This is a genomic window from Nitrospirillum guanabarense, from assembly GCF_034653355.1.
In the GTDB taxonomy this organism is placed as follows: domain Bacteria; phylum Pseudomonadota; class Alphaproteobacteria; order Azospirillales; family Azospirillaceae; genus Nitrospirillum.
On sequence record NZ_JAYEER010000003.1, the window covers coordinates 1,613,692 to 1,640,508 of the forward strand.

21 protein-coding genes, 1 tRNA gene and 1 pseudogene are annotated in these 26,817 nt (G+C 68.7%); 14 read left to right on the forward strand and 9 right to left on the reverse strand.

Annotation, left to right across the window (positions count from 1 at the left end; all coding sequences use genetic code 11):
* Positions 1-9: 9 nt before the first annotated feature.
* The 5 genes from UAA55_RS16440 (at position 10) to UAA55_RS16460 (ending at position 2,455) form a co-directional block, all read left to right on the forward strand.
* The gene (locus UAA55_RS16440; RefSeq protein WP_322954046.1) at positions 10-639 is read left to right on the forward strand and encodes a Maf family protein; all 630 of its coding nucleotides are present in this window, start codon (positions 10-12) and stop codon (positions 637-639) included.
* 13 nt (positions 640-652) lie between these two features.
* The gene (locus UAA55_RS16445; protein ID WP_322954047.1) at positions 653-1,780 is read left to right on the forward strand and encodes a ribonuclease E/G; all 1,128 of its coding nucleotides are present in this window, start codon (positions 653-655) and stop codon (positions 1,778-1,780) included.
* Complete coding sequence (locus tag UAA55_RS16450; RefSeq protein ID WP_322954048.1) at positions 1,717-1,944, forward strand: ribonuclease E/G; 228 nt, start codon at positions 1,717-1,719, stop codon at positions 1,942-1,944. The genes UAA55_RS16445 and UAA55_RS16450 overlap by 64 nt, the downstream gene beginning before the upstream one ends.
* A gap of 14 nt (positions 1,945-1,958) precedes the next feature.
* Positions 1,959-2,171 carry a DNA gyrase inhibitor YacG gene (locus UAA55_RS16455; RefSeq protein ID WP_322954050.1) on the forward strand — a complete coding sequence of 71 codons (213 nt, stop codon included), beginning with the start codon at positions 1,959-1,961 and terminating at the stop codon, positions 2,169-2,171.
* Positions 2,172-2,379: 208 nt separating this feature from the next.
* Positions 2,380-2,455, forward strand: a tRNA-Phe gene (locus UAA55_RS16460).
* Positions 2,456-2,479: 24 nt separating this feature from the next.
* Here UAA55_RS16460 and UAA55_RS16465 read toward each other — a convergent pair.
* From UAA55_RS16465 to UAA55_RS16490, 6 genes and pseudogenes are all read right to left on the reverse strand, one after another.
* Positions 2,480-3,376: a DUF5694 domain-containing protein gene (locus UAA55_RS16465; protein ID WP_322954051.1), complete on the reverse strand. Its 897-nt coding sequence runs from the start codon at positions 3,374-3,376 to the stop codon at positions 2,480-2,482.
* Positions 3,377-3,826: 450 nt separating this feature from the next.
* Positions 3,827-5,488: pseudogene (locus UAA55_RS16470) on the reverse strand (methyl-accepting chemotaxis protein); the annotation flags it as partial.
* Positions 5,489-5,710: 222 nt separating this feature from the next.
* On the reverse strand, positions 5,711-6,367 hold the full coding sequence (locus tag UAA55_RS16475; RefSeq protein ID WP_322954054.1) for a PqiC family protein: 657 nt from the start codon (positions 6,365-6,367) through the stop codon (positions 5,711-5,713).
* On the reverse strand, positions 6,364-7,917 hold the full coding sequence (locus tag UAA55_RS16480) for a PqiB family protein (RefSeq protein WP_322954055.1): 1,554 nt from the start codon (positions 7,915-7,917) through the stop codon (positions 6,364-6,366). Before UAA55_RS16480 ends, UAA55_RS16475 begins: the two co-directional genes overlap by 4 nt.
* A gap of 121 nt (positions 7,918-8,038) precedes the next feature.
* The gene (locus UAA55_RS16485; protein ID WP_322954057.1) at positions 8,039-8,779 is read right to left on the reverse strand and encodes a paraquat-inducible protein A; all 741 of its coding nucleotides are present in this window, start codon (positions 8,777-8,779) and stop codon (positions 8,039-8,041) included.
* Positions 8,776-9,426 carry a paraquat-inducible protein A gene (locus UAA55_RS16490; RefSeq protein WP_322954059.1) on the reverse strand — a complete coding sequence of 217 codons (651 nt, stop codon included), beginning with the start codon at positions 9,424-9,426 and terminating at the stop codon, positions 8,776-8,778. Before UAA55_RS16490 ends, UAA55_RS16485 begins: the two co-directional genes overlap by 4 nt.
* 371 nt (positions 9,427-9,797) lie before the next feature.
* On the opposite strand from UAA55_RS16490, the gene UAA55_RS16495 reads away from it, so the two are divergent.
* The 7 genes from UAA55_RS16495 (at position 9,798) to UAA55_RS16525 (ending at position 22,600) form a co-directional block, all read left to right on the forward strand.
* Positions 9,798-12,605 carry a M16 family metallopeptidase gene (locus UAA55_RS16495; RefSeq protein WP_322954060.1) on the forward strand — a complete coding sequence of 936 codons (2,808 nt, stop codon included), beginning with the start codon at positions 9,798-9,800 and terminating at the stop codon, positions 12,603-12,605.
* 170 nt (positions 12,606-12,775) lie between these two features.
* A complete protein-coding gene (locus UAA55_RS16500; RefSeq protein WP_322954061.1) occupies positions 12,776-15,097 on the forward strand; it encodes a hybrid sensor histidine kinase/response regulator in 2,322 nt (773 codons plus the stop codon).
* A 159-nt stretch (positions 15,098-15,256) separates the two neighbouring features.
* On the forward strand, positions 15,257-16,570 hold the full coding sequence (locus tag UAA55_RS16505; protein WP_322954062.1) for a pentapeptide repeat-containing protein: 1,314 nt from the start codon (positions 15,257-15,259) through the stop codon (positions 16,568-16,570).
* Positions 16,571-16,763: 193 nt separating this feature from the next.
* A complete protein-coding gene (locus UAA55_RS16510; protein WP_322954063.1) occupies positions 16,764-17,006 on the forward strand; it encodes a hypothetical protein in 243 nt (80 codons plus the stop codon).
* 272 nt (positions 17,007-17,278) lie between these two features.
* Entirely contained in the window at positions 17,279-19,663 is a 2,385-nt protein-coding gene (locus tag UAA55_RS16515; RefSeq protein ID WP_322954065.1) for a response regulator, read from the forward strand.
* Between the two features lie 143 nt (positions 19,664-19,806).
* Entirely contained in the window at positions 19,807-20,205 is a 399-nt protein-coding gene (locus tag UAA55_RS16520; protein WP_322954067.1) for a response regulator, read from the forward strand.
* Positions 20,206-20,320: 115 nt separating this feature from the next.
* Entirely contained in the window at positions 20,321-22,600 is a 2,280-nt protein-coding gene (locus tag UAA55_RS16525; RefSeq protein ID WP_322954069.1) for a putative bifunctional diguanylate cyclase/phosphodiesterase, read from the forward strand.
* 26 nt (positions 22,601-22,626) lie between these two features.
* On the opposite strand, the gene UAA55_RS16530 is transcribed toward UAA55_RS16525, so the two are convergent.
* From UAA55_RS16530 to ald, 3 genes are all read right to left on the reverse strand, one after another.
* Entirely contained in the window at positions 22,627-23,430 is an 804-nt protein-coding gene (locus UAA55_RS16530) for a hypothetical protein (protein ID WP_322954071.1), read from the reverse strand.
* 165 nt (positions 23,431-23,595) lie between these two features.
* The gene (locus UAA55_RS16535; protein ID WP_322954072.1) at positions 23,596-23,778 is read right to left on the reverse strand and encodes a hypothetical protein; all 183 of its coding nucleotides are present in this window, start codon (positions 23,776-23,778) and stop codon (positions 23,596-23,598) included.
* A gap of 142 nt (positions 23,779-23,920) precedes the next feature.
* Positions 23,921-25,036: an alanine dehydrogenase gene (gene ald, locus UAA55_RS16540; RefSeq protein ID WP_088873209.1), complete on the reverse strand. Its 1,116-nt coding sequence runs from the start codon at positions 25,034-25,036 to the stop codon at positions 23,921-23,923.
* 160 nt (positions 25,037-25,196) lie between these two features.
* Here ald and UAA55_RS16545 point away from each other — a divergent pair, with 160 nt between their 5' ends.
* Both UAA55_RS16545 and UAA55_RS16550 read left to right on the forward strand, forming a co-directional pair.
* Positions 25,197-25,703, forward strand: a complete 507-nt coding sequence (locus UAA55_RS16545) for an Lrp/AsnC family transcriptional regulator (protein WP_088873210.1) — start codon at positions 25,197-25,199, stop codon at positions 25,701-25,703.
* Positions 25,704-25,812: 109 nt separating this feature from the next.
* On the forward strand, positions 25,813-26,547 hold the full coding sequence (locus UAA55_RS16550) for an SDR family NAD(P)-dependent oxidoreductase (protein ID WP_322954073.1): 735 nt from the start codon (positions 25,813-25,815) through the stop codon (positions 26,545-26,547).
* Positions 26,548-26,817: the final 270 nt, after the last annotated feature.

The following is a 26,817-nucleotide window of genomic DNA, read 5'->3' on the forward strand; positions in this document are numbered from 1 at the left end:
CGGTCGCCCATGGTGCGTGTGCAAGCGGACGGGACGGGGCAGACGCCACGACAGCTCCCGCCGCTGGTGCTGGCGTCCAGTTCCCCGCGCCGCCGGGAACTGTTGGCCCAGATCGGGGTGACGCCGGCCGGCATCGATCCGGCCGACATCGACGAAAGCCCGCTGGTGGATGAACTGCCGGCCCATCACGCCCTGCGCCTGGCCAAGGCCAAGGCGGCGGTGGTGGCCGCCCGCAGCGCGGGCGCCGTCGTGCTGGCCGCCGACACGGTGGTGGGCTGCGGCCGCCGCATCCTGCCCAAGGCGGAAAGCGCCGATGACGTGCGCCGCTGCCTGGACCTGCTGTCCGGCCGCCGCCACCGCGTCTACGGCGGCCTGTGCGTCATCGACGCCACCGGCAGGGCCCGCACCCGCCTGGTGCAGACCGCCGTGCTGTTCAAGAAACTGGGCCGCGCCGAGATCGACGCCTATATCGCCTGCGGCGAGGGCGTGGGCAAGGCCGGCGGCTATGCCATCCAAGGGCGCGCGGCCCTGTTCGCGCGCGGGCTGGTCGGGTCCCACAGCAATGTCGTGGGCCTCTCGCTGTTCGAGACGGCGGCCCTGCTGCGCGCGGCCGGCATCGATCCGCTATCGGCCGCCTGACGGGCCGGCCCGCATGGCCCGCGAACTTCACATCGACGTGACGTCCCCGGCGCAAGGCACGCCTTTGCGCCGGGCGGCCGTGCTGACCGACGGCGTGCTGTCGGATCTCTACATCGACCGCGTGGAACGGCCCACCCTGGCCGGCGCCGTGGTGCGCGGCCGCATCACCCGCATCGTCGCCGGCATGAACGCCGCCTTCGTCGACATCGGCACCGGCCGCGACGGCCTATTGCCCGCCGCGGACGTGCGCCTGCCCCAGGGGGGCGGCGGCAAGGGCGGGCCGAAGGAACGCCCGGCCGCCCGGCTCCAGGGCCCCATCGGCGCCGCCTTGCGCGCCGGCCGGAGCGTCATCGTCCAGGTGAAGGCCGACCCCGTGGGCGCCAAGGGCGCGCTCCTGTCCATGGATGTGGCGCTGCCCGGCCGCTTCCTGGTGCATACGCCGCTGGCCGCCGGCATCCAGGTGTCCAAGCGTCTGGGCCAGGGCGCCAGCGCCGCGGCCGAACGGGCGCGCCTCACCACCGTGGTGCGCGATGCCGTGCCGGCCGGCGGCCAGGGCTGGGCCGGCGGCTGGATCGTGCGCGCGGCCGCCGCCGGCGTGCCCGCCGAATGGCTGGCGCAGGAGGCGGAAGCCTTGGCCCTGGATTGGCGCGGCGTGGCGCGCGCCGGCGATGGGCCGCCCGGCACGCTTCTGGCCGCACCGCATGCCGGCATCCGCGCCCTGATGGAACAGACGGGCCAGCCGGTGGACGCCATCCTGGTGGATGATCGCGCCGCCGTCGGTCAGGACCTCTATGCCGAGCTGCGCCGCTGGTGCGACGACCGCGCCGCCGACCTGCTGCCGGCCCTGCGGCGCGCGACCACCGGCCTGCCGCTGTTCGACGGCGGCGATCTGGACGGCGCCATCGCCACGCTGCTGCGCCCGCGCGTCCCGCTCCGGGGGGCGGCCGCCGGCAGCCTGGTCATCGAGCGGACCGAGGCGCTGACCGTCATCGACGTGAACGGGGGGAGAAGGGTGACCCCCTGGCCGTCAACCTGGCGGCGGTGCCGGAAATCGCCCGCCAGCTGCGTCTGCGCAATGTGGGCGGCATCGTGGTGGTGGACTTCATCAACCTGTCGCGGCCGCCGGACCGTGAACGCCTGATCCTGGCCCTGACGGGCGCGGTGGCGGACGATCCCGGCAATACCCAGGTCTATGGCATGTCCCGCCTGGGCCTGGTGGAGATGACACGCCAGCGGCGGGGCCCTTCGCTGCTGGATCTGGTGGCGCCGGACGCGCCGCCGGATGACGATGATGCCGTGACGTGAGTGGTGATGTTGCCATGACTGATGAACCGATTCCCCTTAAGCCCCGCAAGTCCCGCGCCGCCTGCCCCATCTGCGGCCGGCCTCCGGCGCCCGAGGTGAAGCCCTTTTGCTCCCCTCGCTGCGCCGACGTCGATCTGGGCCGCTGGTTGAACGAAAGCTACCGCGTGCCCGTGACCGAGGAGACGGACGAGGACGGTGAAACCGCCCCGGCCGCCGAGCGGGATTGAGCCGCCGCACCCGTCTTGGCTGGGATTCATCAGGTAGATCAACGCTCTGAAAAAAATCTGAAAAAGAACGAAACAACGGGCTGGACAAGCCCGCCGGACTTGTCTACATACAGCCACCTCGACGCGCCGTGGACGCCAACACCACGGCAACGGGTTACGAAAACCCACGCGAGATCAGGGGGTTAGCGTCCGCTAGGCCCCTCTGGATGCCCAGGTAGCTCAGTTGGTAGAGCAGGGGACTGAAAATCCCCGTGTCGGCGGTTCGATTCCGTCCCTGGGCACCATTTTCTTTCCGGAAAATCAATATCCTAACGAAGTACTCTGCTTGAATCCACCAGATGCACATCATGCATCTGGTTCAGATAGGCTTCGTAATATCCCTTGTGTGAGGCGCCGACGATGGCCAGCAGCCGCGTGCCCGGATGCTGGCCCAGCACGTCGCGGATATTCGCGACCATGCGCAGGTTGCGCGTTTCCCAATAGCCGACATAGTTCCGGCCGAAGGCTTGCGGTGACGGTTCTCGCAGGGCCGCGCCGAAGTCGGATTGGTAGGTCAGCAGCGGCGCCTGCGGCGCGTTGTAGGCGCGGTACATTGTCAACAGGCCGTCAGGTTTCGCCAAATCGGCCTCCAGCCGTTTGTCTTCCGCCACGCGGGCCTTGGTGGCGGGGTTGTCCCAGGCCTTGGTGACGGCCGCCGCGTAGGCGTCGCGGTCGACGGGATCGGGCTGGTCCGCGCTGTGGTCGTCGACGCCCCACACGCGCTCCAGCCCCAATTGCGCGGCCAGCGGGGCGGCGATAAGGTTGGTTTCGTTGCGCCGGTCCTTCAGCTTGTCCAGCGAGGTGACAAGATCAGCGGTCAGGCCATCCCCCTGCCGCCGCTCGGTGGGCGCAAGACGCAGCCATTGCACCAGGGCCGAGGCCGGCTCCCCCGCCGCCAGGAAGATCGCCGCCAGATGCCGGCGGTCGGCGGGGGCGGGCGTGGCCGGCCAAGCCGCCAGCAGGCGCTCGGCTTCCACGTTCGCGGCCGGAACATCCAATCCGGTGGCCTGCCCGGCGGCGGTCGGGTCGGGACAGTAATCCTCGACGGTCGAGGCGTACCGCGACGGGTATCGGCGCAGGCTGTCGCACTGGAGCCCCGACAGGTTTTCGGTGGCGATGGCCGTTGGCCGCCATGCACCGAGACGCGCCAGGAGGGGGGCCAGCATTTCCGGCCGGAGCGTGTCCTTGAAGCCGGAAAGATGGGGGAAGCGAGGACCAGCACCTCGTTGGGCTTGCCCGCCGGCGGGCCTTTCAGCCGGTCGGGATGGAAGGGCGGGCGGTAATCCTGGTCGGCCGCCCTTGCCGCGCCTGATCCACAGGCCGCCAGGATCAGGGCCAGCACGACAGCCGTTGATCGATGAAAGACGCGGTCCATGTCGCCCCCAGCTTTGGACAGGATGTTTCGCCGACCGTGCCGCGCGTCGGGATGGGGTGGAAGGGCCGCTTCGGGGCCACTCCATGAAGCCAGTGACGACCTGGTGCCGCCTACGCTGTGGTCAAGGCGTCCGGCGTACGGCCGCCATCGACGGCCGGGCTTTCGCGCCTGCTGAAAACACGACGGGCCGGGACTCCGTTCACGAAGTACCGGCCCGTTTTTGTTTGACGCCGCTGAGGCCCTACGCGGCGCGCAGCTTGGCGAAGAAGTCGGCGACGGCTTCCTGCAGGCGGGCCAATTCCTTGGCCAGGCTCTGCGATGCGCCCAGCACCTGGACGGAGGCCGCGGCGGTCTCTTCAGAGGCCTCGGCCACGGCGCCGATGTTGTTGGAGACCAGCACCGTGCCCTTGGAGGCCTCGCTCACGTTGCGGGTGATCTCCCGCGTGGCGGCACCCTGTTCCTCCACCGCGGCGGCGATGACGGAGGTGCCGGCGCCGATGTCGCGGATGGTGGACTGGATCTGGCGGATGGCGGACACCGCGTCCGTCGTCTCCTGCTGGATGGCGGCCACCTGGGCGCCGATGTCCTCGGTCGCCTTGGCGGTCTGGTTGGCCAGCGCCTTCACCTCGGTGGCGACGACGGCGAAGCCTTTGCCCGCCTCGCCCGCCCGCGCCGCCTCGATGGTGGCGTTCAGCGCCAGCAAGTTGGTCTGGCTGGCGATCTCACGGATCAGGCTGATCACCGCTTCGATACGCTGGGCGCCCTCGGCCAGGCCATTCACGGTGGCGTCGGTCTCTTCCGCCTGGCGCACGGCCTCGTCGGCCACGGTGGCCGACTGCAGGGCCTGGCGGCTGATTTCCCCGATGGAGGCGGTCAGCTCCTCCGTCGCGGCGGCCACCGTCTGCACGTTGGTGGAGGCTTCTTCCGCGCCCATGGCCACGGCCTGCACCTGGCGGCGATTGCCGTCGACGATCTGGGTCAGGCGGCCGGCCGTCTGGCCCAGTTCCTCCGAGGCGTGGGCGACGAAGTTCACCAGCTCGGTGGAAACCCTGTCGAACTCCTCGATATGCTGCTCCCGCAGGCGCACGCGGGCCTCGCGGCGCAGCTGCTCCTGCCGGGCCTGCTCGGCCAGCTCGTCGGCGCGGATCATGCTGTCGCGGAAGACGGCGACGGCGGCGGCCATGCGTCCGATTTCATCCAGGCGGTCGGCGCCGGGGATCTGGACCGACAGATCATGATCGGCCAGGCGGCCCATGGCGCCCGTCATATCGTCCAGCGGCTTGGACACCAGGCGGATCAGGGCGAAGCCGGCCAGGCCGCCCAGGGCCAGCGACAGGACCAGCGCGCCGATGACCACCGTCTTGGCGGTTTGGTAGCTGTCGCGGCTGGCCTTGGCGGCCTCGTCGGCGCCCTTCATGTTGATGTCGGCGTCGGCCTTCAGCGCTTGGCGCAGCTTGGTGAAGGTGTCGATCATTTCGCCCCGGAAGGAGGCGACAGCCTCGTCCATCTTGCCGTCGTGGGCGATGGCCAGCAGCTTCTCATGCATGCCGAGATAGGCTTTCCAGACACGTTGGATCTCGTCCGCCGCGGCGCGTTCCTCCCCGGCCCCGATCAGCGGCTGGTAACCCGTCCAGGACTTGTCAAAGTCGGCCAGGGTGGCCGCGAAGCGCTTCTCCACCTCTTCCCGCATGGCCGGTTCCTTGACCAGCAGGTAGGAGCCTTCCAGCGAGCGGAAGCGCTCCGTCGCCTGGACGATCTGCCCCACCGCGCGGGTGGAGGGTAGCCAGTCGTCGCGGATGTCCATCGCGGAGGCGTTCATGCGCGCCGCCTGCAGCACGGCGACCACGCCCAGGATCAGGGTGATGCCCAGCACAGCGCCGAACGCCAGGACCACCTTGTGGCGGATGGACAAGTTTTTCATGGCCATCGAAGCTCCTCACCCTAGCCGGAGCCCCCATGCGGATGGCCCCCAAAAACCGGGGCGCCATCGCCGTTAAAGGACCCACAGCCGAAACGGCCTTGAGGACTTACGGAGGGATGGCGCCATGAAGCCTAATACTCCGTTAAGCATATTAACGAACGGTAAAGTGCGGAACTATGCTATCGGTTAGAAACGCGAATTCTCTCAGCTCCCGCCGCTGGCGCAGGGTGACGGGGTGGCGCCCGGCGCCACCTGGTCCAGGCGGCCCAGGCTGTCGGCCACGGCGGCGGCCAACTGCGCCGCCCCGTTGGACAGGGCGGCGGCCGCGGCGTCCGGTGTGCCGGCGGCCACGGGCAGGCTGAAGCCACCACGGCAGGTGGACGCGGGCCCTTGCGGCAGGCGCCGCATGGTCCAGCTGCCGTCCACCACGGCGGTGCCGCCAGGGGTGGCGTCGAAGCGTTCGACGCGCAACGCCAGGCGATACTGCGGCGGGCCATTGGGGGCCGGGGCCACGGGGGCCTGGTAGACGTCGATGGCGCGCAGGCGCTGCCACAGGGCGTTGGCCAGCGCCAGCCGCATCTCATCCGCCACCGGGGCGGCCCAGCGGTCGTCATCGCGCACGTCCAGCCGGCCGCCGGCATCGGTCAGCACCAGCTGGGTGCGGTTCAGCCGCTCCGGCACCGTCACGGGCAGAACCTCCACCAGCACACGGGCGCTGCCGGCCACGGGCGCCTCGCCCGGCTGCGGCGCCAGCGCGTGATAGCGGATGGGGGTGGAGCCGCCGCAGCCGGTCAGCAGGAGGGCCAGGCCGGCGGCGGCCGCCAGGGAAGGGAGGGGGCGGGGGAACGGTGTCGCGGTCATTCGTCCTTGTCCTTCCGGCCGCGCACCAGGGATTCCGGGTGGCGTTCCAGGCTGTCGCTCAGCGCTTTCAGCGAGCGGGTGGCGTCCATGACGCCCTTCAGCGCCTGGCGGGTGTCCTGTTGCAGCGGGGCGTCGGGGGCGACGCTGGCCTGGGTCGCGGCCAGGGTCTGCTGCATCTGTTGCAGGCTGTCGCGGATTTCCGGCAGCACGTCGTGGTCGGCATGCCGCACCAGGTCGTCGATATGCCGCGTGGCGCTGTCCACGCTGGCCAACGCCTTGCGCGCGTTCTCGCCGATGGCGTCGAAGGGGATCCTGTCCAGCTTGGCCACGATCTCCTGCACCTTCTGGTACAGCTCCTCCAGGTCGCCCGGCACGGTTGGTAGTTCCAGGGGATCGGCGTCGGGATTGAACGCCACCGGCGCCGCCCTGGGCATGAAGTCGAGGGCGACGTACAACTGCCCGGTCAGGATGCTGCCGGTGCGCAACTGGGCGCGCAGGCCCCGGTTCACCAGGTCGCGGATGCGGGCGGTGCGAAGATGCCGGTCACCGTTCCACGGCAGCGTCTTTTCGAAGGAGGCCAGCCTGTCGGGGAAGAGGGTCACCAGGACGCGGCCGGTGAAATCATGCGTTTGTGGGTCGTAGTCTATGCCGGTGGCGGTCACGTTGCCGAGTTCCACCCCACGGAAGTCCACCGGCGCCCCCACGGTCAGGCCGCGGATGGACTGGTTGAAGTGCAGCACCACTGGCACGCTGGGCCCGTCCGGCGCCTTCAGGGCGTCGGCATGGTTGGCGGCCAGCCAGAAATGATCGCCCGCCGGGGCGGGGGTGAGCGAGGTGCCGGCCGGGTCCTCGAAGGCGACGCCACCCATCAGGATGGTGGCCAGCGCCTGGGTGTCGATTTTCAGGCCCGAGCCGTCGATGCGGACGTCCACGCCGCTGGCATGCCAGAACTTGCTGTCCTTGGTGACGAAATGGTCGTAGGGCGACTTGATGAAGATGTGCAGCGTGATGTTGCGGCCATCCTCATCCAGGGTGTAGCGCTCCACATGGCCGACGGGGATGCGCTTGTAATAGACTGGCGACCCGGCCGCCAGCGAGCCGATGTCGTCGGTGTGCAGCACATAGCGTTGGCCCGGCACGTCGGAGGCCACCACGGGCGGGTCCTCCAGCCCGGTGAATTCCTTGCGCGGATTGTTCGACCTGCCGGCGTCGACGCCGATGTAGGACCCCGACAGCAGGGTGTTCAGGCCGGAGACGCCGGTTTCGGCGAAGCGGGGGCGCACCACCCAGAAACGGCTGTCGTCCACGGCGAAGCCCTTGGCATCCTTGGTCAACTCCACCGTCACCAGCACGCGGGCATGGTCGTCGGTGAGGGTGACGCCCTTGACCTCGCCAATGTCCACGTCCTTGAACTTGACCTTGGTCTTGCCGGGCTCGATGCCGTCGGCGGTCAGGAAGCTGATGGTGATGCTCGGCCCCTTCATCCATACCGTCTTGACGACCAGGGTCAGGCCGATGAGGGCGGCGATGGCTGGGACCAGCCAGACCAATGACGGGATCCATCGACGGCCCGCGTCCACTATGGGTTCCGGCAGATCCCGGTCATGGATGGTCCTGTCCGGGGGCGCCCCGGGCGCGGCTCCGCGGGCTGCCGGCGCATCGGGCCTGTCGTTATGGGGCGGGGTGTCGGCCATGGCGGATTCCGGAGGCTAGGCGGGTTGGTTCTTGACGGTTCGCTGGCGCGCGGCGGGCGCGATCCCAGATCATGCGGGGGTCGAAGCTGTGGGCGGCCAGCATGGTCAACACCACCACGCCGCCGAAGGCGGCCGCTCCCGGCCCGGCCTGGATGACGGCCAGGCCCTGGAAATGGACCAGGCCCACCATCAGGGCCACGACGAACACGTCCAGCATGGACCAGCGGCCCACGAACTCGATGATGCGGTAAAGGCGGGCACGCTGGTCGGCGCGTCGCCGGGCGCCCCGGTGGATGGAGACGGCCAGCGTGCTCAGCGTCGCCAGTTTCAACAACGGCACCAGGATGCTGACGGTGAAGATCAGCACGGCCAGCTCAGGCGAGCCGCTGGTCCAGAAATAGAGGATGCCCGACAGGATGGTGTCGTTCTGGGTGCCCAGCAGGGTCGATGTCTGCATCACCGGAAAGACATTGGCGGGGATGTAGAGGATGGCGGCGGCGATCAGCAGCGCCCAGGTGCGCGACAGGCTGTCCGTCTTGCGCCGATGCAGGCGTCCGGCGCACCGGGGGCACCGCAGATGCCCTGTTCTCCGGGTCCCATGGGGGCTGGTCTCGCGGCACACCAGATGGCAGTGGGGGCAGGAAACCAGGCCGGCCTGCGCCGCCGTGGTCACGGCGGGCTCTGGTCCGGGGGGCCGGCCGTGTCGCTTCGCGTTCATGGATGCGCGGCCCGACGGCCGGGGGCAGGCGGGCCGTCCGGCCTGACAATCACCCCACGGCCCGCTTGCCACAGGCTGCGCAGATCCAGGGACAGGATGACGGCCAGCAGGATGGTCAGCAGGCCGAAGGCCCACAGCGCGATGCCGGGCACGACCGTCGACATGTTGGACAGCTTCACCAGCGACACGACGATGCCCAGCATGAACACCTCGATCATGCCCCAGGGACGCAGGGCCTGGAGAAAGCGCAAGGTGGGGGCGAAGGCGGGCGTCGGACGCCCCCGGCGGATCATCAGCAGCAGGGCCAACAGCGCCCCCAGATCGACCAAGGGGAACAATTGCGTGGTGGCGAAGACCAGCACGGCCACGATCTCCCGCCCCTCCCGCCACAGGGACAGCACGCTGCCGATCAGCGTGGCGCTGTTGCTGCGGCCCTGGATTTCCAGGTCCACGATGGGGAAACAGTTGGCGATCAGATAGACCACGATGGCGGCCGTGACCAAGGCCAGTTGGTGCTCCGCCTCCAGGTAGGAGCGGCGGTACAGCACGGCCTGGCAGCGCACGCACCGGGCCTTGGCGCCCGGTGGCAAGGGGTGCCGTTCGTGCAGGGCGTCGCATTCGGGGCAGGCGACCAGGGTCTCGATCAAAGGGATGCCAGTTCGTCGTCATGGTCCGGCCTCGGTGCATGGCCGCGGCCGCGTTACCCGGTACTGTGGGCGAAATCAGGCCTTTATGATAGCCCAGCTTCCTGAATAGCACCATCGGGGGCCATTGGGTGGGGGCCATTGGGCGCCGCGGCCTGATTGGGGGAAGCCGGTCGACCTAGCGATCATGCGACGATAGGCCGCCGCCTGGCGGCCCCTGTCGCGAGCAATGCCCCGAGGGCCGGGGTGCGCCATTTAATTCCCTGCCCAGACGATGACGCCTCGTGCACACTGCGAACGGGCCACCCCCCTGCGGGCAAGGGCGCGCCCTGCCGGCGGCGCGGCGGTATCGTGTGTCAAAGAAAGGGACGACGTTGACTTCTGGTAAGACCTTCCTGGCGGCAGCCCTGGCCACCAGCTGTGCCCTGTCCGCGCTGATGGCGCCCGCCCTTATCCCCGCCATGGCCGTCGCCGCGGACCAGCCGAAGGCCGCCGCCCCCGCGAAAACGGGCAGGGCGCCGGCGCAGGCCGCGCCCAGACAGATGGCCAGCGTCGAAGGCATCACCGAATACCGCCTGGCCAATGGCCTGCGCGTGCTGCTGTTCCCCAGCGAGGCCAAGTCCACCATTACCGTCAATGTCGTCTACCGCGTCGGCTCGCGCATGGAAAGCTATGGCGAGACGGGCATGGCCCACTTGCTGGAACACATGATGTTCAAGGGCACGCCCAGCCACCAGTCCATTCCGCAGGAGACGCAGAAGCGGGGCTTCCAGAACAACGCCACCACGGCGGAGGACCGCACGAATTATTACGAGACCTTCGACGCCCGCCAGGATTACCTGGACTGGGCTTTGGGTCTCGAGGCGGACCGCATGGTCAATTCCTTCATCGCCCGCAAGGATCTCGACAGCGAGATGACCGTGGTGCGCAATGAGATGGAGATGCGGGAGAACAACCCCGTCGGCATCCTGATGGAGCGCATGCACTCCACCGCCTACCTCTGGCACCATTACGGCCATTCCACCATTGGCGCGCGGTCCGATGTGGAGAACGTGGACATCGGCCACCTGCAGGCCTTCTACCACCGTTACTACCGGCCGGATAACGCGACCCTCGTCATCGCCGGCAAGTTCGACCCGGCCAAGGCGCTGGCCAGCGTGCAGGCGGCGTTCGGCGGGCTTAAGAATCCCGCGGCGGCGCTGCCGCCGGAATACACGGTGGAACCGGCGCAGGACGGCGAGCGGTCCGTCACCCTGCGGCGTGTGGGTGACACGGGTTACGAGGGGTTGGCCTACCACATACCGGCCGCCACCCATCCCGACAGCGCCGCGCTGTCCATCCTGTCCTTCATCCTGGGCAGCACGCCATCGGGACGCCTGCACAAGGCGCTGGTGGAGCAGAAGCTGGCCACGGGCGTGTCGGCCTCGGCGGAGAAGCGCGTGGATCCCGGCCTGGCCATGGCCCTGGCGGAGGTGCCCAAGGGGGGCGACGCAGCCAAGGTGCTGTCGGTCATGACCGACGTGGTCGAGGGCGTGCACGACCATCCCATCACGGATGAGGAGGTTGACCGCGCGAAGACCCGCATGCTGAAGAACTACGACCAGTTGATGGACAACCCCGGCGGCGTGGCGCTCAGCTTGACCGATGTCATCGCCCAGGGGGACTGGCGCCTGCTGTTCGTGGGGCGCGACCGTATCGCCGCCGTGACCACGGCCGATGTGCAACGCGTGGCGGAAACCTATTTCCGCCAGGGCAACCGCACCGTGGGGCATTTCATTCCCACCGCGACGCCGGAACGGGTGGACATCCCGGCCGCCCCGACCGCCGCGTCCCTGGTGGACGGCTACACGGGCCGGCAGGCGGCGGTGGCCGACACCGTGTTCGACACAAGCCCCGCCAACATCGACGCCCACACCCAGCGCCTGGATCTGGCCGACGGCGGCAAGCTGGCGCTGCTGGCCAAGCCGGCGCGGGGCCAGGCGGTGCACCTGCTGATCCGTCTGCGTTTCGGCGACGACGCCAGCCTGACGGGCAAGGACGCCGCGTGCGAGGCGGTCGCCAGCATGCTGCTCAAGGGCACGGCCAAGCACAGCCGCCAGCAGATCGCCGACCTGCTGGACAAGATGAAGGCCAACCTGTCCATCTCGTCCGGTACGCAGCAGACCAGCATCGCCGTGCGCACCGACCGCGCGCACGTGGCCGAGGTGCTGGCGCTGGTGGCGGAAATCCTGCGGGAGCCGGCCTTCCCGGCCGATGAGTTGGAACAGTGGCGCGCCGCCACCATTTCCGACCTGGAATCGTCCCGCACCGATCCCCAGTCCCTGGCCAGCAACGCCTTCGACCGCGCCTTCGACACGACGCAGCCCGACCATCCCGGTCACGTCGACACGGTTGACGACTGGATCGCCAAGATCAAGGCGCTGAAGCTGGATGAGGTGAAGGCCTTCTACCATGCTTTCTATGGCGCGCGGGCGGCCCAGGTGGCGGTGGTGGGTGACTTCGACGCCGCCGCCATGCCCCAGCTGGTGCAGGCGGCCCTGGGCGGTTTCGTGGCGCCGCAGCCCTTCACCCGCATTCCTGAGACGCCCGCCCAGGTGGCCGGCCTGGACCAGGTGATCCAGACGCCGGACAAGGCCAATGCCATCCTGTTGGCTGGGCTGCCACTGGCCATGGTGGAAGATGACCCCGACTATCCCGCCCTGCTGATGGCCAACCGCATCCTGGGCGGCAGCACCCTGCATTCCCGCCTGGGCGACCGCGTACGCCAGAAGGAGGGCCTATCCTACGGCGCCGGCTCCGCCCTGTCGGTTGGGGCCATCGACCACGTGGGGCGCCTGACCCTGCAGGCCATCGCCGCCCCCCAGAACGTGGCCAAGGTGAAGACGGCGTTTGGCGAGGAATTGGCGCGTCTGGTGCGCGACGGCGTCACCGACCAGGAACTGGCGGAGGCCAAGAGCGGTTTTCTGGATCAGTTCCGCATGGGCCGAACCGAGGATGCGCGCCTGGCCAGCCTGCTGGTCACCAACCTCTACCTGGGCCGCACCATGGCCTGGTCGGCGGAGATGGAAGCCAAGGTGGCGGCGGTGACGCCGGCACAGGTGGCGGCGGCCCTGCGCGTCCGCGTGGACTCGGACAAGCTGTCCTATTTCCGCGCCGGGGACTTCGCCAAAGCCACGAATTGAGCGTCCTGCCTTTAGGGGTATCGCGACCGGCCGAGGTGCCGTCCCGTGTAATACCTCCTCTAGCCAGGGGCGCACGGCCGGGTTAGCTTGGCGCCCCTTGGCGGTGGGACGGGATTCCGGGGTTTCGGCGTGGCGAGCGCGAGGCCGGGCCCCGGCGAAGGGATCGAGACGTGGCGGATGGCGAGAAGGTAACGGTGGGGGGACGGGGTATCGCGGCCGCGATGCCGGTGCTGGCCGGCTTACGCGCTGGCGCCTCCGCCCGGGCGGCCACGCGCACCTCCGCCTCTTCCCTGGGGGTGCGCGGGCGGCTGTTGCTGGCCGCCGCCACCCTGCTTCTGCCGCCCCTGCTGGGCGGCGCCTTGCTGCTGGGCGGGGCTTACACCCGTGAACGCCGGGTGGCGGAGCGCCACCTGGATGAAACGGCCCACATGCTGGCCCTGGCGGTGGACCAGCAGCTGGGGCAAAGCCAGGCCTATCTGCGGGCGCTGATCGCGTCGCCCGCCCTGGCCCAGGGTGACATCGCGGCGCTGGAGGCCCAGGCCAGGGCCATCGACCTGCCGAAGGGCTATTGGTTCCGCCTGGCGGCGGCCAGCGACGGCCGGGTGCTGATGAACACCGCGCTGCCGCCGGGGACGCCCCTGTCCGGGGGCCAACTGGGCCCGAACCTGCGGGCGGCGCTGGAAGCGAAGCACAGCCGGGTGGGCACGCTGTTCAACAGCGCCGTCACCAACCAGCAGGCCATCGCCCTGCACGAGCCGGTGTTCCGGGACGGCGCCCCGACCTACATCCTGTCGCTGGGCATGCCGTCGACGGAATTCACCCAACTGCTGACGGACCAGCAACTGCGGGCCGGCTGGATCGGCGCCATCGTCGACCGCTCCGGCGTGATCATCGCCCGCACCCGCGATCCCGAGCGCTATGTTGGACAGAAGGCGCGGCCGGAATTCGTCGAGGCCTATGCCAAGCAGGCGTCGGGCCGCATGCCCGGCGTGTCGCTGGAAGGTATCTCCACCATGGTTTCCTTCCGCCGGACACCCAGCCAGGATCTGGTCGTGGCGGTCGCGGCCCCCCGGGACGAGTTGGGGCGGGAGGCCTGGCATGGCCTGCTGTTCGCGCTGGCGGGCGCGGTGGCCCTGTTCGCGCTGGCCATGGGCTTGGCCCTGCGTCTCGCCCGGGGTATCACGTATCCGGTGGAGCAGCTGGCCGCCCGGGCGGCCGCGCTGGGCCGCGGGGCGCCCGTGTCCACCGAGGCACTGGGCCTGGCCGAGGCCGACGCCGTGGCCGTGGTGCTGGCCGACGCCAGCCGCCGCTTGGCCCGCTCCAGCGCCGAGCAGGAGGAGAAGGTGCGGGCGGCTGTGGCCGAGGCGGAAAGCGCCAACACCGCCTTGTTCCAGGCCCACCGCATGGAGGCGGTGGGGCGCCTGACCGGTGGCATCGCCCATGATTTCAACAATCTGCTGCAGGCGGTTTCCGGCTGCCTGGACATGCTGCTGCGCCGGGCGGCGGACGATCGCAGCCGCGACCTGATCCGCGCGGGGATGCAGGCCATCGACCGGGGCGCGGGCCTGACCCGGCAGCTGATGGCTTTCGCCCGCCGTCAGGCCCTGCGGCCCGAGCCGGTGGACGTGGCCGACCTGGTGCGCAATATGCGCCAACTGCTGATGCACGCGCTGCGCGCCGACATCGTGCTGGAAATGGTGCTGCCCCAGGGGTTGTGGCCGGCCATGGCCGACAGCGCCCAGCTGGAGCTGGCGCTGTTGAACGTGGCGGTGAACGCCAGGGACGCCATGCCCAACGGCGGCGTGCTGCGCTTCGTGGCCGAGAATGTGAACCTGACGCCAGACCATACGGCGGAAGCGCTGACGGGCCAGTTCGTGCGCCTGGCCGTCACCGACACCGGCTCCGGCATCGACCCCGCCGTGCTGCCCCATGTGTTCGAACCCTTCTTCACCACCAAGGAGGTGGGCAAGGGGTCCGGACTGGGCCTTTCCCAGGTCTACGGCTTCGCCCGCCAGTCGGGTGGTACCGTCCATCTGGACAGCGTGCCGGGCGTCGGCACCACCGTCACCCTGTTCCTGCCCCGCGCCGCCACCGAGCCCCGCCGGCCCCCGGCGCCGGCGGAGGCCCGTCCCGCCGACCGGGTGGAGACGCGCACCGTGCTGGTGGTAGAGGATGACGCCACCGTGTCCGCCACCGTGTCGGCCGGCTTGATGGAACGGGGCTTCACCGTGGTGCAGGCCTCGCGCGCCGACCAGGCCCTGGCCCTGCTCCAGGATGGCGACGCCATCGACATCCTGTTTTCGGACATCGTCATGCCCGGGGGCATGAACGGCGTGGAATTGGCCAAGGTGGCCCGCCTGCTGCGGCCCGACCTCGCCGTGCTGCTTACGACGGGGTATGCGGAAAACCTGCCGCCGCTGGAGGGCATGCGCCTGCTGCCCAAGCCCTATCGCATGGAACAGTTGCTGGACGTGCTGGACACCCTGGACTGAGTTCCAGCCGTTCATCCTATGCGGATTTTCTTGCCCGGCTTTCAGCTTCCATTAACCGCCACCGCCCATACTTGGGCCTGGCGGCGCGACCCCGCCGTCAGGGATTGGCCCGGGGGGCTGTCCCACCTGCCTGCTACCTGGTCGCGAGCGGATGGTTCCATGTTCGGCGCCCAGCTGACCCAAATTCTTGATGAGCACGAGCGCTGGCTGGCGGCCAAGCCGGGTGGGCGCCGCGCCAACCTGGCGATGCTCATCCTCCAGGGCATCGACCTGTCGAACCGCGACCTGTCCCGCGCCCGGTTGGCCGGGACCGATCTGTCCGGCGCCATTCTGACGAATTGCCGGCTGGAGGGCGCGGACCTCCACGGCGCCAATCTTTCGGACGCCGACTTGACCCAGGCCTGTCTGGCGGCGGCCGACCTGCGCGGCTGCGCCTTGCGGGGCGCCTTGCTGGACCGCACCGATTTGCGCGGCGCTGATTTGCGCTCCAGCGACATGCTGGTCCCTGTGCAGGATCCCGCGGCGGAAGGGCAGGCGGCGGCGGGGGAATCGCGCTCCGGTCGCGGCATCATCTTCCGCCAGGCCCATCTGGGTCGCGCCCTGCTGATGGGCGCGCGCTTGTCCAGTGTGATCATGCAGGAATGCGACATCACCGGCGCGGTGATGCGCGGCGCCGACCTGCGAAGCGCCGACCTCACGGGTTCCGTCCTGCGAGAGGTGGATTTGACCGGCGCTGACCTTAGCCACGCGAACCTCGCCGCCATCCGCCTCAGCGGTGCCCTGCTGGTGGGCGCGCGGCTTCAGGGGGCGCGTTTCGCCGGCGCCGACCTCATGGGGGTGGAACTGGACCATTGCGACCTCAGCGGTGCCGAGCTGGATGAGGCGCGCTTTTCCCGCCCACTCAATTCGCTGGCGCTGGACGTGCGCCACCGCGTGCATGAGCACGAGCGCTGGATAGACAGTGGCGGCACCCGTGGCGCCCGTGCCGAACTGGACGGGGCCAATCTCGAGGGCGCGGATCTGCGCCGCGCGCGTCTGTCCGGCGCCACCCTGCGCGGCGCCCACCTGCAGGGTGCGCTGCTGGGCGGCGCCGACCTGACCTTGGCCGATCTTTCCGGTGCCGACCTGACGGGGGCCAGCCTGCGTGGCGCGGTGCTGCGTGGCGCCACGATGGGCCATGCCCGGCTGGTGGGTGCCGACATGGCCGATGCCCGCCTGGACCCAGCCGATATCCCGCAGCCGAACGGTCATCCCGGCGGGCGGTCGTGGCCGGTCGACCTCACAGGCGCCGACATGGCCCGGGCCAGTCTATGGCGCGCCCAGTTGCAGTACGCCAACTTCACCGGCGCCGATTTACGGGGCGCCGACCTGGGGCAAGCGGACACCACCGGCGTGCGCTTCGCCGGCGCCCGCCTGGATGGGGCGGTGGGACTGGACCGGCCCGTGCCGTCGCCCTCGGCCCGGGCAGGCTGAAACCGGTCTCCAAGCCGGCCTGAACCCTTGTACACCTCCGCCCCTGGTCATAGTGAACCGGCAGCTGACCAGTACACTTGGCCGGCATTACTCATCCAAACCGCATAGACCGAATTAATGGGCGCTAAACGAAGCGTCTTTGATTACGGTCCCTTCTATCAAGATGTCCATGGGAAGCGGGTGGGAGCGGTAGATGAACGATCGACTGAGGCCGGAATTGCGGGAACTGGCGGTCAAGATCGCAACGTCATATGCCCGGTCCAATCCCGTCAGTGTCGAGGCGTTGCCGTCGATCATCGTGATGGCATACCAGGGGCTTGAGGCCTGCATCGCCCCGCCGCCCGCCCCGCCGCCCGAACCGGTGAAGCGCGGACGGCGCAGCGCCAAGGCGGCTCCCAAGGCCACTGGCCGCGGACGCAAGGCCGCCAGCCGCTAAGGCTCGGCTCTACTCTCAATTCCTTATCCAGCGACACGGTTCGGCGACGTTACAGTCCCGAATTGATCGCCGGATTGTGCGCGGCTGGATTGGCCGGCTCCTGTCATGTACAGTGCCTTGAGCACAGGGGTAGGTCGCGCTTGGCGTCCTGTCCCGATGGGGTCCATCCATCCAGCGGCATAAAGGTGCCGACACGTCGATCCAATGGCTGTGACTAGCGGTTCCAAACGACAGCAAGCCGTCACTGCCCACCGCCCTGAAGACGGGCGGCGATGATGTCTGACCTCGATTCCCTGTTCCTGGCGGAAGATGCCCCGGCGACGCGTGCGCCGGAACTGCCGCCCTGGCCCATCCTGGTCGTCGATGACGACGAGGAGGTGCACATCATGACCCGGCTGGTGCTCAGCCGGCTGACCTACAAGGGGCGTCCGCTCGAACTGCTGACCGCCCGGTCGGCGGCCGAGGCGGCCGGCATCCTGACCAAGCGCGGCGACATCGCCGTGGCCCTGCTGGACATCGTCATGGAGACGGACGACGCCGGCCTGGTGCTGGCGCGCCGCATCCGCGAGGAGTTCGACAACAACGACGTGCGCATCGTGCTGCGCACCGGCCAGCCCGGACAGGCGCCGGTGCGCGACGTGATCGTCAACTACGACATCAATGACTACAAGGCGAAGACCGAGCTCACCTCGGAAAAGCTGTTCATCACCATCATCACGGCCCTGCGGTCCTACGACAACATCCGCACCGCGCGCGAGGCGCAGAGCGCCAGCCGGCTGAAGTCCAGCTTCCTGGCCACGATGAGCCATGAGATCCGCACGCCCATGAACGCGGTGCTGGGCATGCTGGAACTGATGTCCCACACCGGTCTGGACGATGACCAGATGGAGATGCTGTTCACCGCGCGCGACGCGGCCGGCACCTTGCTGCGCATCATCGACGACATCCTCGATTTCTCTAAGATCGAGGCTGGGCGCATGGACATCGAATGCCACCCGGTGGCCCTGGGGCCCCTGGGGCCGCTGGTGGAGGGGGTGGCCGACATGCTGGCGGCCCAGGCGCGCAAGCGCGCGCTGGACCTGCATGTCCACATCGATCCCACCATTCCCGAACTGCTGATGGGCGACCCGCTGCGCCTGCGCCAGGTTCTGTACAACCTGACCGGCAACGCCATCAAGTTCACCGAGAAGGGCGGCGTCACCCTCTCGGTGCGCTGCCTGCCCGGCGGGGCGCAGGACCGGTCGCGGGTGCGGGTGGCGGTGCAGGACACCGGCATCGGCATCGCCGAGGATGTGCAGAAGCAGCTGTTCCAGCCCTTCACCCAGGCCGAAAGCTCCACCAGCCGACGCTTCGGCGGCACCGGCCTGGGCCTGTCCATCAGTCGCCGCCTGATCGACCTGATGCAGGGACGCATCGGCCTGGACAGCGCGCCGGGCCAGGGCTCCACCTTCTGGTTCGAGATCGACCTGGCGGTCGCCCAGGAACAGCCGGTGGCGCCGCCGCAGCCGGCGCTGCCGTCGTTGGCCGGCATCGCCGTGCTGGTGGCGGCCGAGACCCAGGCCCTGCGCGACACCGTCGCCTGCTACGTCGAGGCCGCCGGCGGCCGGGTGGTGGGCGAGGGACAGCCGTGGAACGTGGCCGTGGTCATTCCCCGGCCGGGCGATGTGTGGCCCGACCTGCCGGCGGGCAAGCCGGCGGTGCTGGTGGCCGCGGCGGATTCGGTGCGGCCGGCGGGCCTGCCGTCCGGCACGGTGCAGATCGGCCGGCCGGTGCGCCGCGTGCCCCTGATCCGCGCCGTGGCCTCGGCCGCGGGGCAGGAAACGGCGGCCCGCGCGGCGGCGTCGCCCTTGCGCCAGGGGCGGGGCGAACCGCCGCCGGTCGAGATCGCCGTGGCCCAGGGCCGCCTGGTGCTGGTGGCGGAAGACCAGCCCGTCAACCAGATGGTCATCCGCCGGCAGCTGAGCCTGCTGGGCATCGCCGCCGAGGTCACCGAGGATGGGCGCCAGGCCCTGGCCGCCTGGCGCACCGGCCGTTTCGGCCTCGTGCTGACCGACTGCAACATGCCGGAGATGGACGGATTCGAGCTGACCGCCGCCATCCGTGAGGCGGAGACGGGCACCGGCTTGCGCACCCCCATCATCGCGCTGACCGCCAACGCCATGGCCGGCGAATCCCAGCGCTGCCTGGCGGCTGGCATGGACGGCTTCCTGGCCAAGCCGCTTGAGCTGGACCGCCTGGACCGTTGCATGGCGCAGTGGTTGCCGCCCCTGTCCGGCGCGGCCACCCACCCCGCGCCGGCGGCGCCCATGCCGGGGGCGGTGGACACCACGCCGGTACTGAACCTGGCCCGTACGCTGGAGCTGTTCAGCGTACTGGATGGGGAGGCGCGAGCCTTCCTGCGCGACTTCCTGGATGCGGCCCGACCGCTGGCCGAGGGCGTGGCCCAGGCCTTCGCCCGGGACGACGCGGACGCCGCCCGACGCGAAACGCATGCCCTGGCCGGCGTGGCGAAGAGTGCCGGGGCCGACATCCTGGCCCGCGCGGCCGATCGAGTGGAAGAGGCCCTGGTCCAAGGGAAGGTCGAGGACGCGCGGCACGCGGCAAGGGCTGTTCCGGCCGCGCTGGAACAGGTGGCGGCGGCCATCGCCGCTTTATAAGAAGACGACTACCCTCATTTCTGCCTATACTAATCTTGTATTCCAGAACCCAGCGTTCCGGTAATCGGCGTGGGGCGTGTATTCATGCCCCGTTAAAATAAAATTGTCTGGATTTGAAGGCGCGGCCGTTTGGGGATGGCAGAATGAGTGCGATTTCATTCAATTTTCGCAGCTCCCTGGTGATTGAGGACCAAAGTTTCATCCGCGGCGTGGTCGTCCGCATCCTGCGGCAGTTGGACTTCGGCACGGTGATGGAGGCGGAGGACGGCTCGTCCGGCCTGAACGTGGCCATGGAACGCCGGCCGGACGTGATCATCGCCGACATCGACATGGCGCCGGTGGATGGATTGACCTTCCTGCAGCATCTTCGGTCGCGGGAAACGCAAGGGCATCACATTCCTGTGGTTTTCCTGACCAATCGCGCGGACAAGGTAACCGTTCTGAAGGCCAGGGATTTGGGCGTGGACGCGTTCATCGCCAAGCCCGTCACCCTGGTGAACCTGCGGGAGAAGCTGCAGGTGGTGATGGCGCCCCGGCGATAGGCGCGGTGGCGGGGCCGGGGCTGGAAGGCGGCGGGGAAATAGGGATGGCGATGGCGCGTGACAAGGGAAACGGGATCGGGCGGACGTTGGCGGTGACGCCGGCGAAGGGCGCGCCGTGACCAGACCCGATGCCGTCCGGTCCGGCGTTCCGGCCTTCCGGCTGTTCGGCGTCCGCCTGCCGCGCTGGGTGTGCGCTTGGCGTGTGCGTCGCGCCCGCCGGCAGGAGGTGATGCGCCGCCACCAGATGACCGTGGCCTTCTGGCGTTCCCTGGCCGTGCGTCAGGCGGCCCTGGCCCTCTTGTCCGCCCTGGTCATCGGCGCCGTCCTGTCCCTGATCCAGGGCATCGGCCAGGCGGAGCGGGAGCGGGCCAAATTCGCCAACGCGGGCCGCATGGTGCTGGACCTGGTGGAGAACACGGCCAGCGCCGCGGTGTGGAACCTGGACCCCGACCTGGCGGCCGGCCTGGTCCGGTCCGTCCTGGCCATCGACGGCGTGCGCGCCGTGCGGCTGATGGAGATGCCGGACCGGGTGCTGGCCAACGGCGCCCGCGACCTGCCGCCGGCCGAGGACGAGGGCGCCTTTTGGCGTGGCTGGCTGTCCGGCGCGCGCTTCGCCCCCATTTTCCAGGATCTGGCGCAGACCCAGCGACTGCTGTACCGCCCGGCCGGCAATCCGCGCAATGGCCCCATCATCGGCCGGCTGGAGCTGGAGATGGACACCACCCGGGCGGCGGCCGACTACGCCGCCTTCATCCGCACCACCGTGCTGGGCGGTTTGGTGCGCGACCTGGCGCTGGGCGTGGTATTGGCCTTGTTGCTGCACACCTTCCTGACCCGGCCGCTGCGCGCCGTGGGCCTGGCCGTGGCCAGCATCGATCCGTCCCGCCCGGGGGCCGCCCGCCTGCCGGACTTCCCCCGCCAGGCGGATAACGAGCTGGGCTATCTGGTGCGCCGCTTCAACGAGGTGCTGCGCCTGCTGGACCGCAGCCGCTCCGACATGGAACAGCTGGCGACCCACGACGTCCTGACCGGCCTACCCAACCGCCTGCTGCTGCAGCGCCGCCTGGAAGAGGCGCTGAAACGGCGGGAGCGGCGGCTGTACAACCCGGAACTGGCGGACCAGGAGGCGCAGCCCGGCCGCATGGGCCGCGTCGGCGGGCGCGGCGGCATCGCCCTGTTCTTCCTCGACCTGGATCGCTTCAAGCATGTGAACGACAGCCTGGGCCACGACGTGGGCGACCGGTTGCTGAAGGCGGTGGCCGCCCGCCTGCGCGATTGCATTGGCGAGGACGATATGCTGGGCCGCCTGGGCGGCGATGAGTTCCTGGTGGTGACGGAGAACGCGCTCGAGGCGGTGGACGCCGCCGTGCTGGCGGAACGCCTGCTGAAGGCGCTGGAATCGCCGTTGATGGTGGAGGGCGGGCATTTGCTGCATGCCGGCGCCTCCATCGGCGTGGCCTTGGCCAGCGAGGGGGCCCCCAACGGCGACGCCGATACCGCCAGCGCCCTGCTGCGCCAGGCGGACACCGCCCTTTACGCCGCGAAGGCCGCCGGCCGTGGCCAGTACCGTTTCTTCTCCCGCGAGATGAGCGAGCGGGCGGAGAACCGGCTGAGCACCGAGGCCAACTTGCGCCAAGCGCTCAGCATCGGCTCGTTCGAGCTGTACTTCCAGCCCAAGGTGCGGGCCGCCGACCAGGTTCTGGTGGGGGCGGAGGCGCTGGTGCGCTGGAAGCATGACGGCCAGCTGGTGCAGCCCGGCGCCTTCATGACCGTGGCCGAGGACTCGGGCCTGATCATGGAACTGGGCAGCTGGGTGCTGGAACAGGCGGTGCGCGAGGCCACGCACTGGACCAAGCTGCTGCCCGACTTCCACATCGCCGTGAACGTCTCCGCCCGCCAGATCATCGCCCCCGGCTTCGTCGAGCGGGTGCGCGATTGCCTGGCGCGCAGCGGCGTGCCCGCCGACCGCATCGAGATCGAGGTGACGGAGAGCGTCATGGTGGACAGCGCGCGTTCGCTGGAGGTGCTGTGGCGCCTGAAGCGCCTGGGCGTGCGCATCGCCGTGGACGACTTCGGCACCGGCTTCTCCTCGCTGTCCTACCTGCGCCAGATGCCCATCGACACACTCAAGATCGACCGGGCCTTCGTGCAGGATCTGCCGCGCGACAGCGCCATCGCCGCCATGATCCTGACCCTGGGCGCACGCTTGGGGCTGGAGGTGGTGGCGGAGGGCGTGGAGCGGGAGGATCAGCTGGCCTGGCTGGTGGCTGAGGGCTGCCCTGTCGTCCAGGGTTTCTTCATCGCCGAGCCCATGCCCGCCCGCCAGCTGGAAGCCCGCTTCCTGCACCCCCTGCTGATGGCGCGCGAGGATGAGCGCGAGGGACGCAGCGCCTAAGTGCACCCCCATCGACTGGTATTGGGTCAGGGTTTCCAGGACACGATGCACATGAGGGGCAGCACCACAGGGAATTGCGACTGCGCAGATAGGCTCCAGATCTCACCGGGTGTTCCTGGGCCGCTGGGTTGTGTCCTGTGCAGCAGCGTCACGGCTATCGGCATCTGCTTCCATGTCAGCAGATACACGCCCTCGTCATCGTTGACCTCGGCACTCTTGGGCCCGGAGATGTCGGAGCCAATGACATTGCCTCTACAAGTGGCGGGGTCGATTTCCCGTGTATAGGTTGAAAGGCTGTGAAGCTTTCCGTCGCCACTCGGCGTTGTCCATGCCATTTTTCGATACATGAGCAGGTACAGTTTCGTATTGGTCAGCTGTTCACTGTAAATGTCGTATCGCTCGAAGACCTGGCCTGTAGGTTGCTCCATTGGGACTTTGAACGGCGGTGGTGGCGGGTCCTGGAATAAGGCCGGCGGACACCGGTCCAGTTGCGTTTGCGTGGCGATATCCTTGGCCGACGTGGCGGATGTAAGGGGGGATTGGACCGCTATGTTGGTATTAGCGAGGAAGTCTGAAATGAATTCCTCGCATCCAGGGTCCGCTTGATGCGGGCGTTTCAGGGAACGGGCCGCAGTGAGAAAGGTCTGTACCCCCTTTCCCTTGTTTGGGGAAAAGAGGGGATAGCGGGCTTCGGTTCGTTCTATGAGCGCGGCGTTGCCCTGGCCCTTTTGTGACGCGCACCCGGTCAGGGTGATGATCCCTGCCAGTGTCAGGGCGTTGAAAAGGGACACCCATATTTTTTTCTTTATGGGCATTGGATGAAAATCCATTCGATCTGAATTCGGTAATGAATATCACTTCTTCAAGTGGTGGAGGTCGGGATTTCGCCCCCTGGGGCCCCAGAACAATACCCAGGTGGCGAAGTCGTCGCTGAAATCCTCAAGCTAATCAGGATATCGGGTAAAGCAGCCAGGGCGCATTCGCAGCGGCGGCTCCTAAGGTTGGGCGGCGACCTTCAGCTTTTCCCGATTCTCTTCCGCCTGGTCGTTCTCCAGCTTCAGCTTGCGGGTTTGCTCCCGCAGTTCTTCGGCCTTGGCGCCGATCAGATCGGACAGGTTCCAGAAGATGTAGGCGCCGCCGAAAGCGAAGAATATCAGGAAGCCTTCCATGAAGGTCATCAGCGCACCCGCAATTTATCCGTGCTTAGATTAGATGGTGCGCACGTGATGGATCCAGAAAAAAGCTGCGGTAGCCGACAGCAAAAAGGCCCGGCGTCGCCGCCGGGCCTTCGCAGTCACTCAATCGCTGATCCGGAGGGGATCAGGCGATGGCCTTGTCGGCGGCCAGGTAGCGGGCGTCGCCCTCTTCCACCAGGGCGGGGTGGGTCAGCTTGCCGCGGAACACGTTCAGGCCGTTGCGCAGGTGCACGTCATCGGCCAGGGCCTGCTGCCAGCCCTTGTCGGCCAGGGCCAGGACGAAGGGGGAGGTGGCGTTGTTCAGGGCGAAGGTGGAGGTGCGGGCGACGGCGCCCGGCATGTTGGCCACGCAGTAGTGGATGACGCCGTCGACCACATAGGTCGGGTCGGCGTGGGTGGTGGCGTGCGAGGTCTCGAAGCAGCCGCCCTGGTCGATGGACACGTCCACCAGCACGCTGCCGGGGCGCATCTTGGCCACCATCTCCTTGGTGACGACGCGGGGGGCGTTGGCGCCCGGCACCAGCACGGCGCCGATCACCAGGTCGGCGTCCAGCACCGCCTGCTCGATGGTGTCGATGTTGGCGTAGAGCGTGTTCACGCGGCGGCCGTACTGCTGGTCGATCTGGCGCAGCCGGTCCAGCGACTTGTCCAGCACGGTCACTTCCGCTTCCAGGCCCACGGCCATGCGGGCCGCGTTCAGGCCGACCACGCCGCCGCCGATGACGACGACCTTGGCGGCCGGGGTGCCGGGCACGCCGCCCAGCAGGATGCCGTTGCCGCCGTAGCTCTTCTCCAGGCACTTGGCGCCCGCCTGGATGGACATGCGGCCGGCGACCTCGCTCATGGGCGCCAGCAGGGGCAGGCCGCCTCGGGCGTCGGTCACGGTCTCATAGGCGATGCAGATGGCGCCGGAGGCCAGCAGCAGCTCGGTCTGCTCCGGATCGGGGGCCAGGTGCAGGTAGGTGAACAGGACCTGGCCGGGGCGCAGCATGCGGCACTCGTGCGGCTGCGGCTCCTTCACCTTCACGATCATGTCGGCCTTGGCGAAGATTTCTTCGGCGGTGTCCACCAGGGTGGCGCCGGCAGCGGCGTACTGCTCATCCGTCAGGCCGATGGCCGTGCCGGCGTTCTTCTGCACGATGACGGAGTGGCCATGGGCCACCAGCTGGCGCACATTGCCGGGGATCAGGCCAACGCGATACTCGTGGTTTTTGATTTCCTTAGGAACGCCGACCAGCATGGTTATCTCCCGGATCATCTGGGTTGGCGCCGCCTGTCCGGTCGCGCAACCGTTGCCTCGATTTCGGAGCCCAAGATAAGGCCGAAGGCCGGTGCATGTCCTTGCGTTGAGGGTTAGGCTTGGCGCACAATGCGCAAGGAACCATCGTTAAAGGCGTGTCATGCGGCAGAGTCTGCGAACAACGGTGCTGGATAGGATTGATCGTGCCATCCTGGCCCGGCTGCAGGAGCATGGCCGCGTTCCCAATTCGGAACTCGCCGCCCATGTCCACCTGTCGGAAAGCGCCTGCCTGCGCCGCGTCAAGGCAATGGAGGAGGCGGGGATCATCAGCGGATACACCGCCATCCTGGATCCGGCCTCCTGCGGGCGGCCGGAAAGCGTGTTCGTGCAGGTGACGCTGGAGAAACAGACGGAACCCTACCTGCGCGCCTTTGAGGAGGCGCTGGCCACCTGCCCGCAGGTGATGGAGTGCTATCTGATGTCCGGCGACAGCGACTATCTGCTGCGCGTGGTGGTGGCCGGCGCCGCCGACTACGAGGCCCTGCACAACCGCATCCTGACCCGTCTGCCGGGCGTGGCCCGCGTCCATTCCAGCTTCACCCTGCGCACCGTCATGAAGCGCACGGCCCTGCCGCTGGCCGACGTGGTGACCGTGGGCGGCGATTGACGGACGCGATGCCAGGCCGTAAACCGCAAAGCCAGCCGTTGCGGTGACGCGTGGGCACCTCGCGCCCACGGTGTCGCCGAAAAACCTTTGTCCGAGGAAAGCGTCCCGCATGACCGAGCCTGCCTCTTCCGCCATCACCGGTCGGCTCAAGGGCCGTGTCGCCGTCGTCACCGGCGCGTCGCGCGGGTTGGGCGCCGCCGTGGCCAAGGGGCTGGCGGCGGAGGGTGCACACGTCGTGCTGATCGCCCGCACCGTGGGTGGGCTGGAGGAGGTGGACGATGCCATCCGCGCCGCCGGCGGCACCGCCACCCTGATCCCCCAGGACATGGCGGCCGACCCTGCCCAGTTGGACGTGCTGGGCCCGGCCCTGCTGGATCGGTTCAAGCGCGTGGACATCCTGGTGGCCAACGCCGGCATGCTGGGCGCCATCGGCCCCATGGCCCATGCCGACGTGAAGCAGTGGGACAAGGTGCTGGCCCTGACGCTGACGGCCAACATGCGCCTGATCCGCACCCTGGACCCGCTGCTGCGCGGGTCGGACGCCGGCCGCGCCGTCTTCATCACCGACCGTTACGGCCATGAGCCGGTGGCCTACTGGAACGCCTACGCCGTGGCCAAGGCGGGTCTGGAGATGATGGCGCTGACCTATGCGCAGGAGGTGCTGCAGAGCCCCTTGAAGGTGAACCTGGTGGACCCCGGCCCCATGCCGACCAAGCTGCGCGCCCAGGCCTTCCCCGGCGAAAAGCCGGATACCCAGCCGCCGGTCACCCGCGTCGTTCCCGCCATCCTGGACCTGGTGGCGCCCGACAACACCCGCCATGGCGAGTGCATCGCCCTGTACTGAGGCGCGTGGGATGCCGGGCCGGCCATTCAAGGGCGGCCCACGCATGGCAGGATATGCTTACGCTCCGCACCGTAGTGATATTGGTCACAGCCTCAGCGGTTCGGCGGGCATAGTCTTCTTCCTGTGCCGGGGATGGCCCCAACCTCTCCGGTGCCCGAGACGGTGACCTCGGTCCCGTTTCTGCTTCCCCGTCCGGGTGGGTTGCTCCCCGCGCCCAACCCGGCCTCTTAAAAGGCCCGCCGCTCCCCCGCAGGCGGGCCTTTTTTCTTT

What these genes read in the sequence shown, in the direction of transcription:
- UAA55_RS16440 (WP_322954046.1), top strand. Translation starts at nt 10, where the DNA reads ATGGTGCGTGTGCAAGCGGACGGGACGGGGCAGACGCCACGACAGCTC.
- UAA55_RS16445 (WP_322954047.1), top strand. Translation starts at nt 653, where the DNA reads ATGGCCCGCGAACTTCACATCGACGTGACGTCCCCGGCGCAAGGCACG.
- UAA55_RS16455 (WP_322954050.1), top strand. Translation starts at nt 1,959, where the DNA reads ATGACTGATGAACCGATTCCCCTTAAGCCCCGCAAGTCCCGCGCCGCC.
- UAA55_RS16465 (WP_322954051.1), bottom strand. Translation starts at nt 3,376, where the DNA reads ATGCTGGCCCCCCTCCTGGCGCGTCTCGGTGCATGGCGGCCAACGGCC.
- UAA55_RS16475 (WP_322954054.1), bottom strand. Translation starts at nt 6,367, where the DNA reads ATGACCGCGACACCGTTCCCCCGCCCCCTCCCTTCCCTGGCGGCCGCC.
- UAA55_RS16485 (WP_322954057.1), bottom strand. Translation starts at nt 8,779, where the DNA reads ATGAACGCGAAGCGACACGGCCGGCCCCCCGGACCAGAGCCCGCCGTG.
- UAA55_RS16505 (WP_322954062.1), top strand. Translation starts at nt 15,257, where the DNA reads ATGTTCGGCGCCCAGCTGACCCAAATTCTTGATGAGCACGAGCGCTGG.
- UAA55_RS16510 (WP_322954063.1), top strand. Translation starts at nt 16,764, where the DNA reads ATGAACGATCGACTGAGGCCGGAATTGCGGGAACTGGCGGTCAAGATC.
- UAA55_RS16515 (WP_322954065.1), top strand. Translation starts at nt 17,279, where the DNA reads ATGATGTCTGACCTCGATTCCCTGTTCCTGGCGGAAGATGCCCCGGCG.
- UAA55_RS16520 (WP_322954067.1), top strand. Translation starts at nt 19,807, where the DNA reads ATGAGTGCGATTTCATTCAATTTTCGCAGCTCCCTGGTGATTGAGGAC.
- UAA55_RS16530 (WP_322954071.1), bottom strand. Translation starts at nt 23,430, where the DNA reads ATGGATTTTCATCCAATGCCCATAAAGAAAAAAATATGGGTGTCCCTT.
- UAA55_RS16535 (WP_322954072.1), bottom strand. Translation starts at nt 23,778, where the DNA reads ATGACCTTCATGGAAGGCTTCCTGATATTCTTCGCTTTCGGCGGCGCC.
- ald (WP_088873209.1), bottom strand. Translation starts at nt 25,036, where the DNA reads ATGCTGGTCGGCGTTCCTAAGGAAATCAAAAACCACGAGTATCGCGTT.
- UAA55_RS16545 (WP_088873210.1), top strand. Translation starts at nt 25,197, where the DNA reads ATGCGGCAGAGTCTGCGAACAACGGTGCTGGATAGGATTGATCGTGCC.
- UAA55_RS16550 (WP_322954073.1), top strand. Translation starts at nt 25,813, where the DNA reads ATGACCGAGCCTGCCTCTTCCGCCATCACCGGTCGGCTCAAGGGCCGT.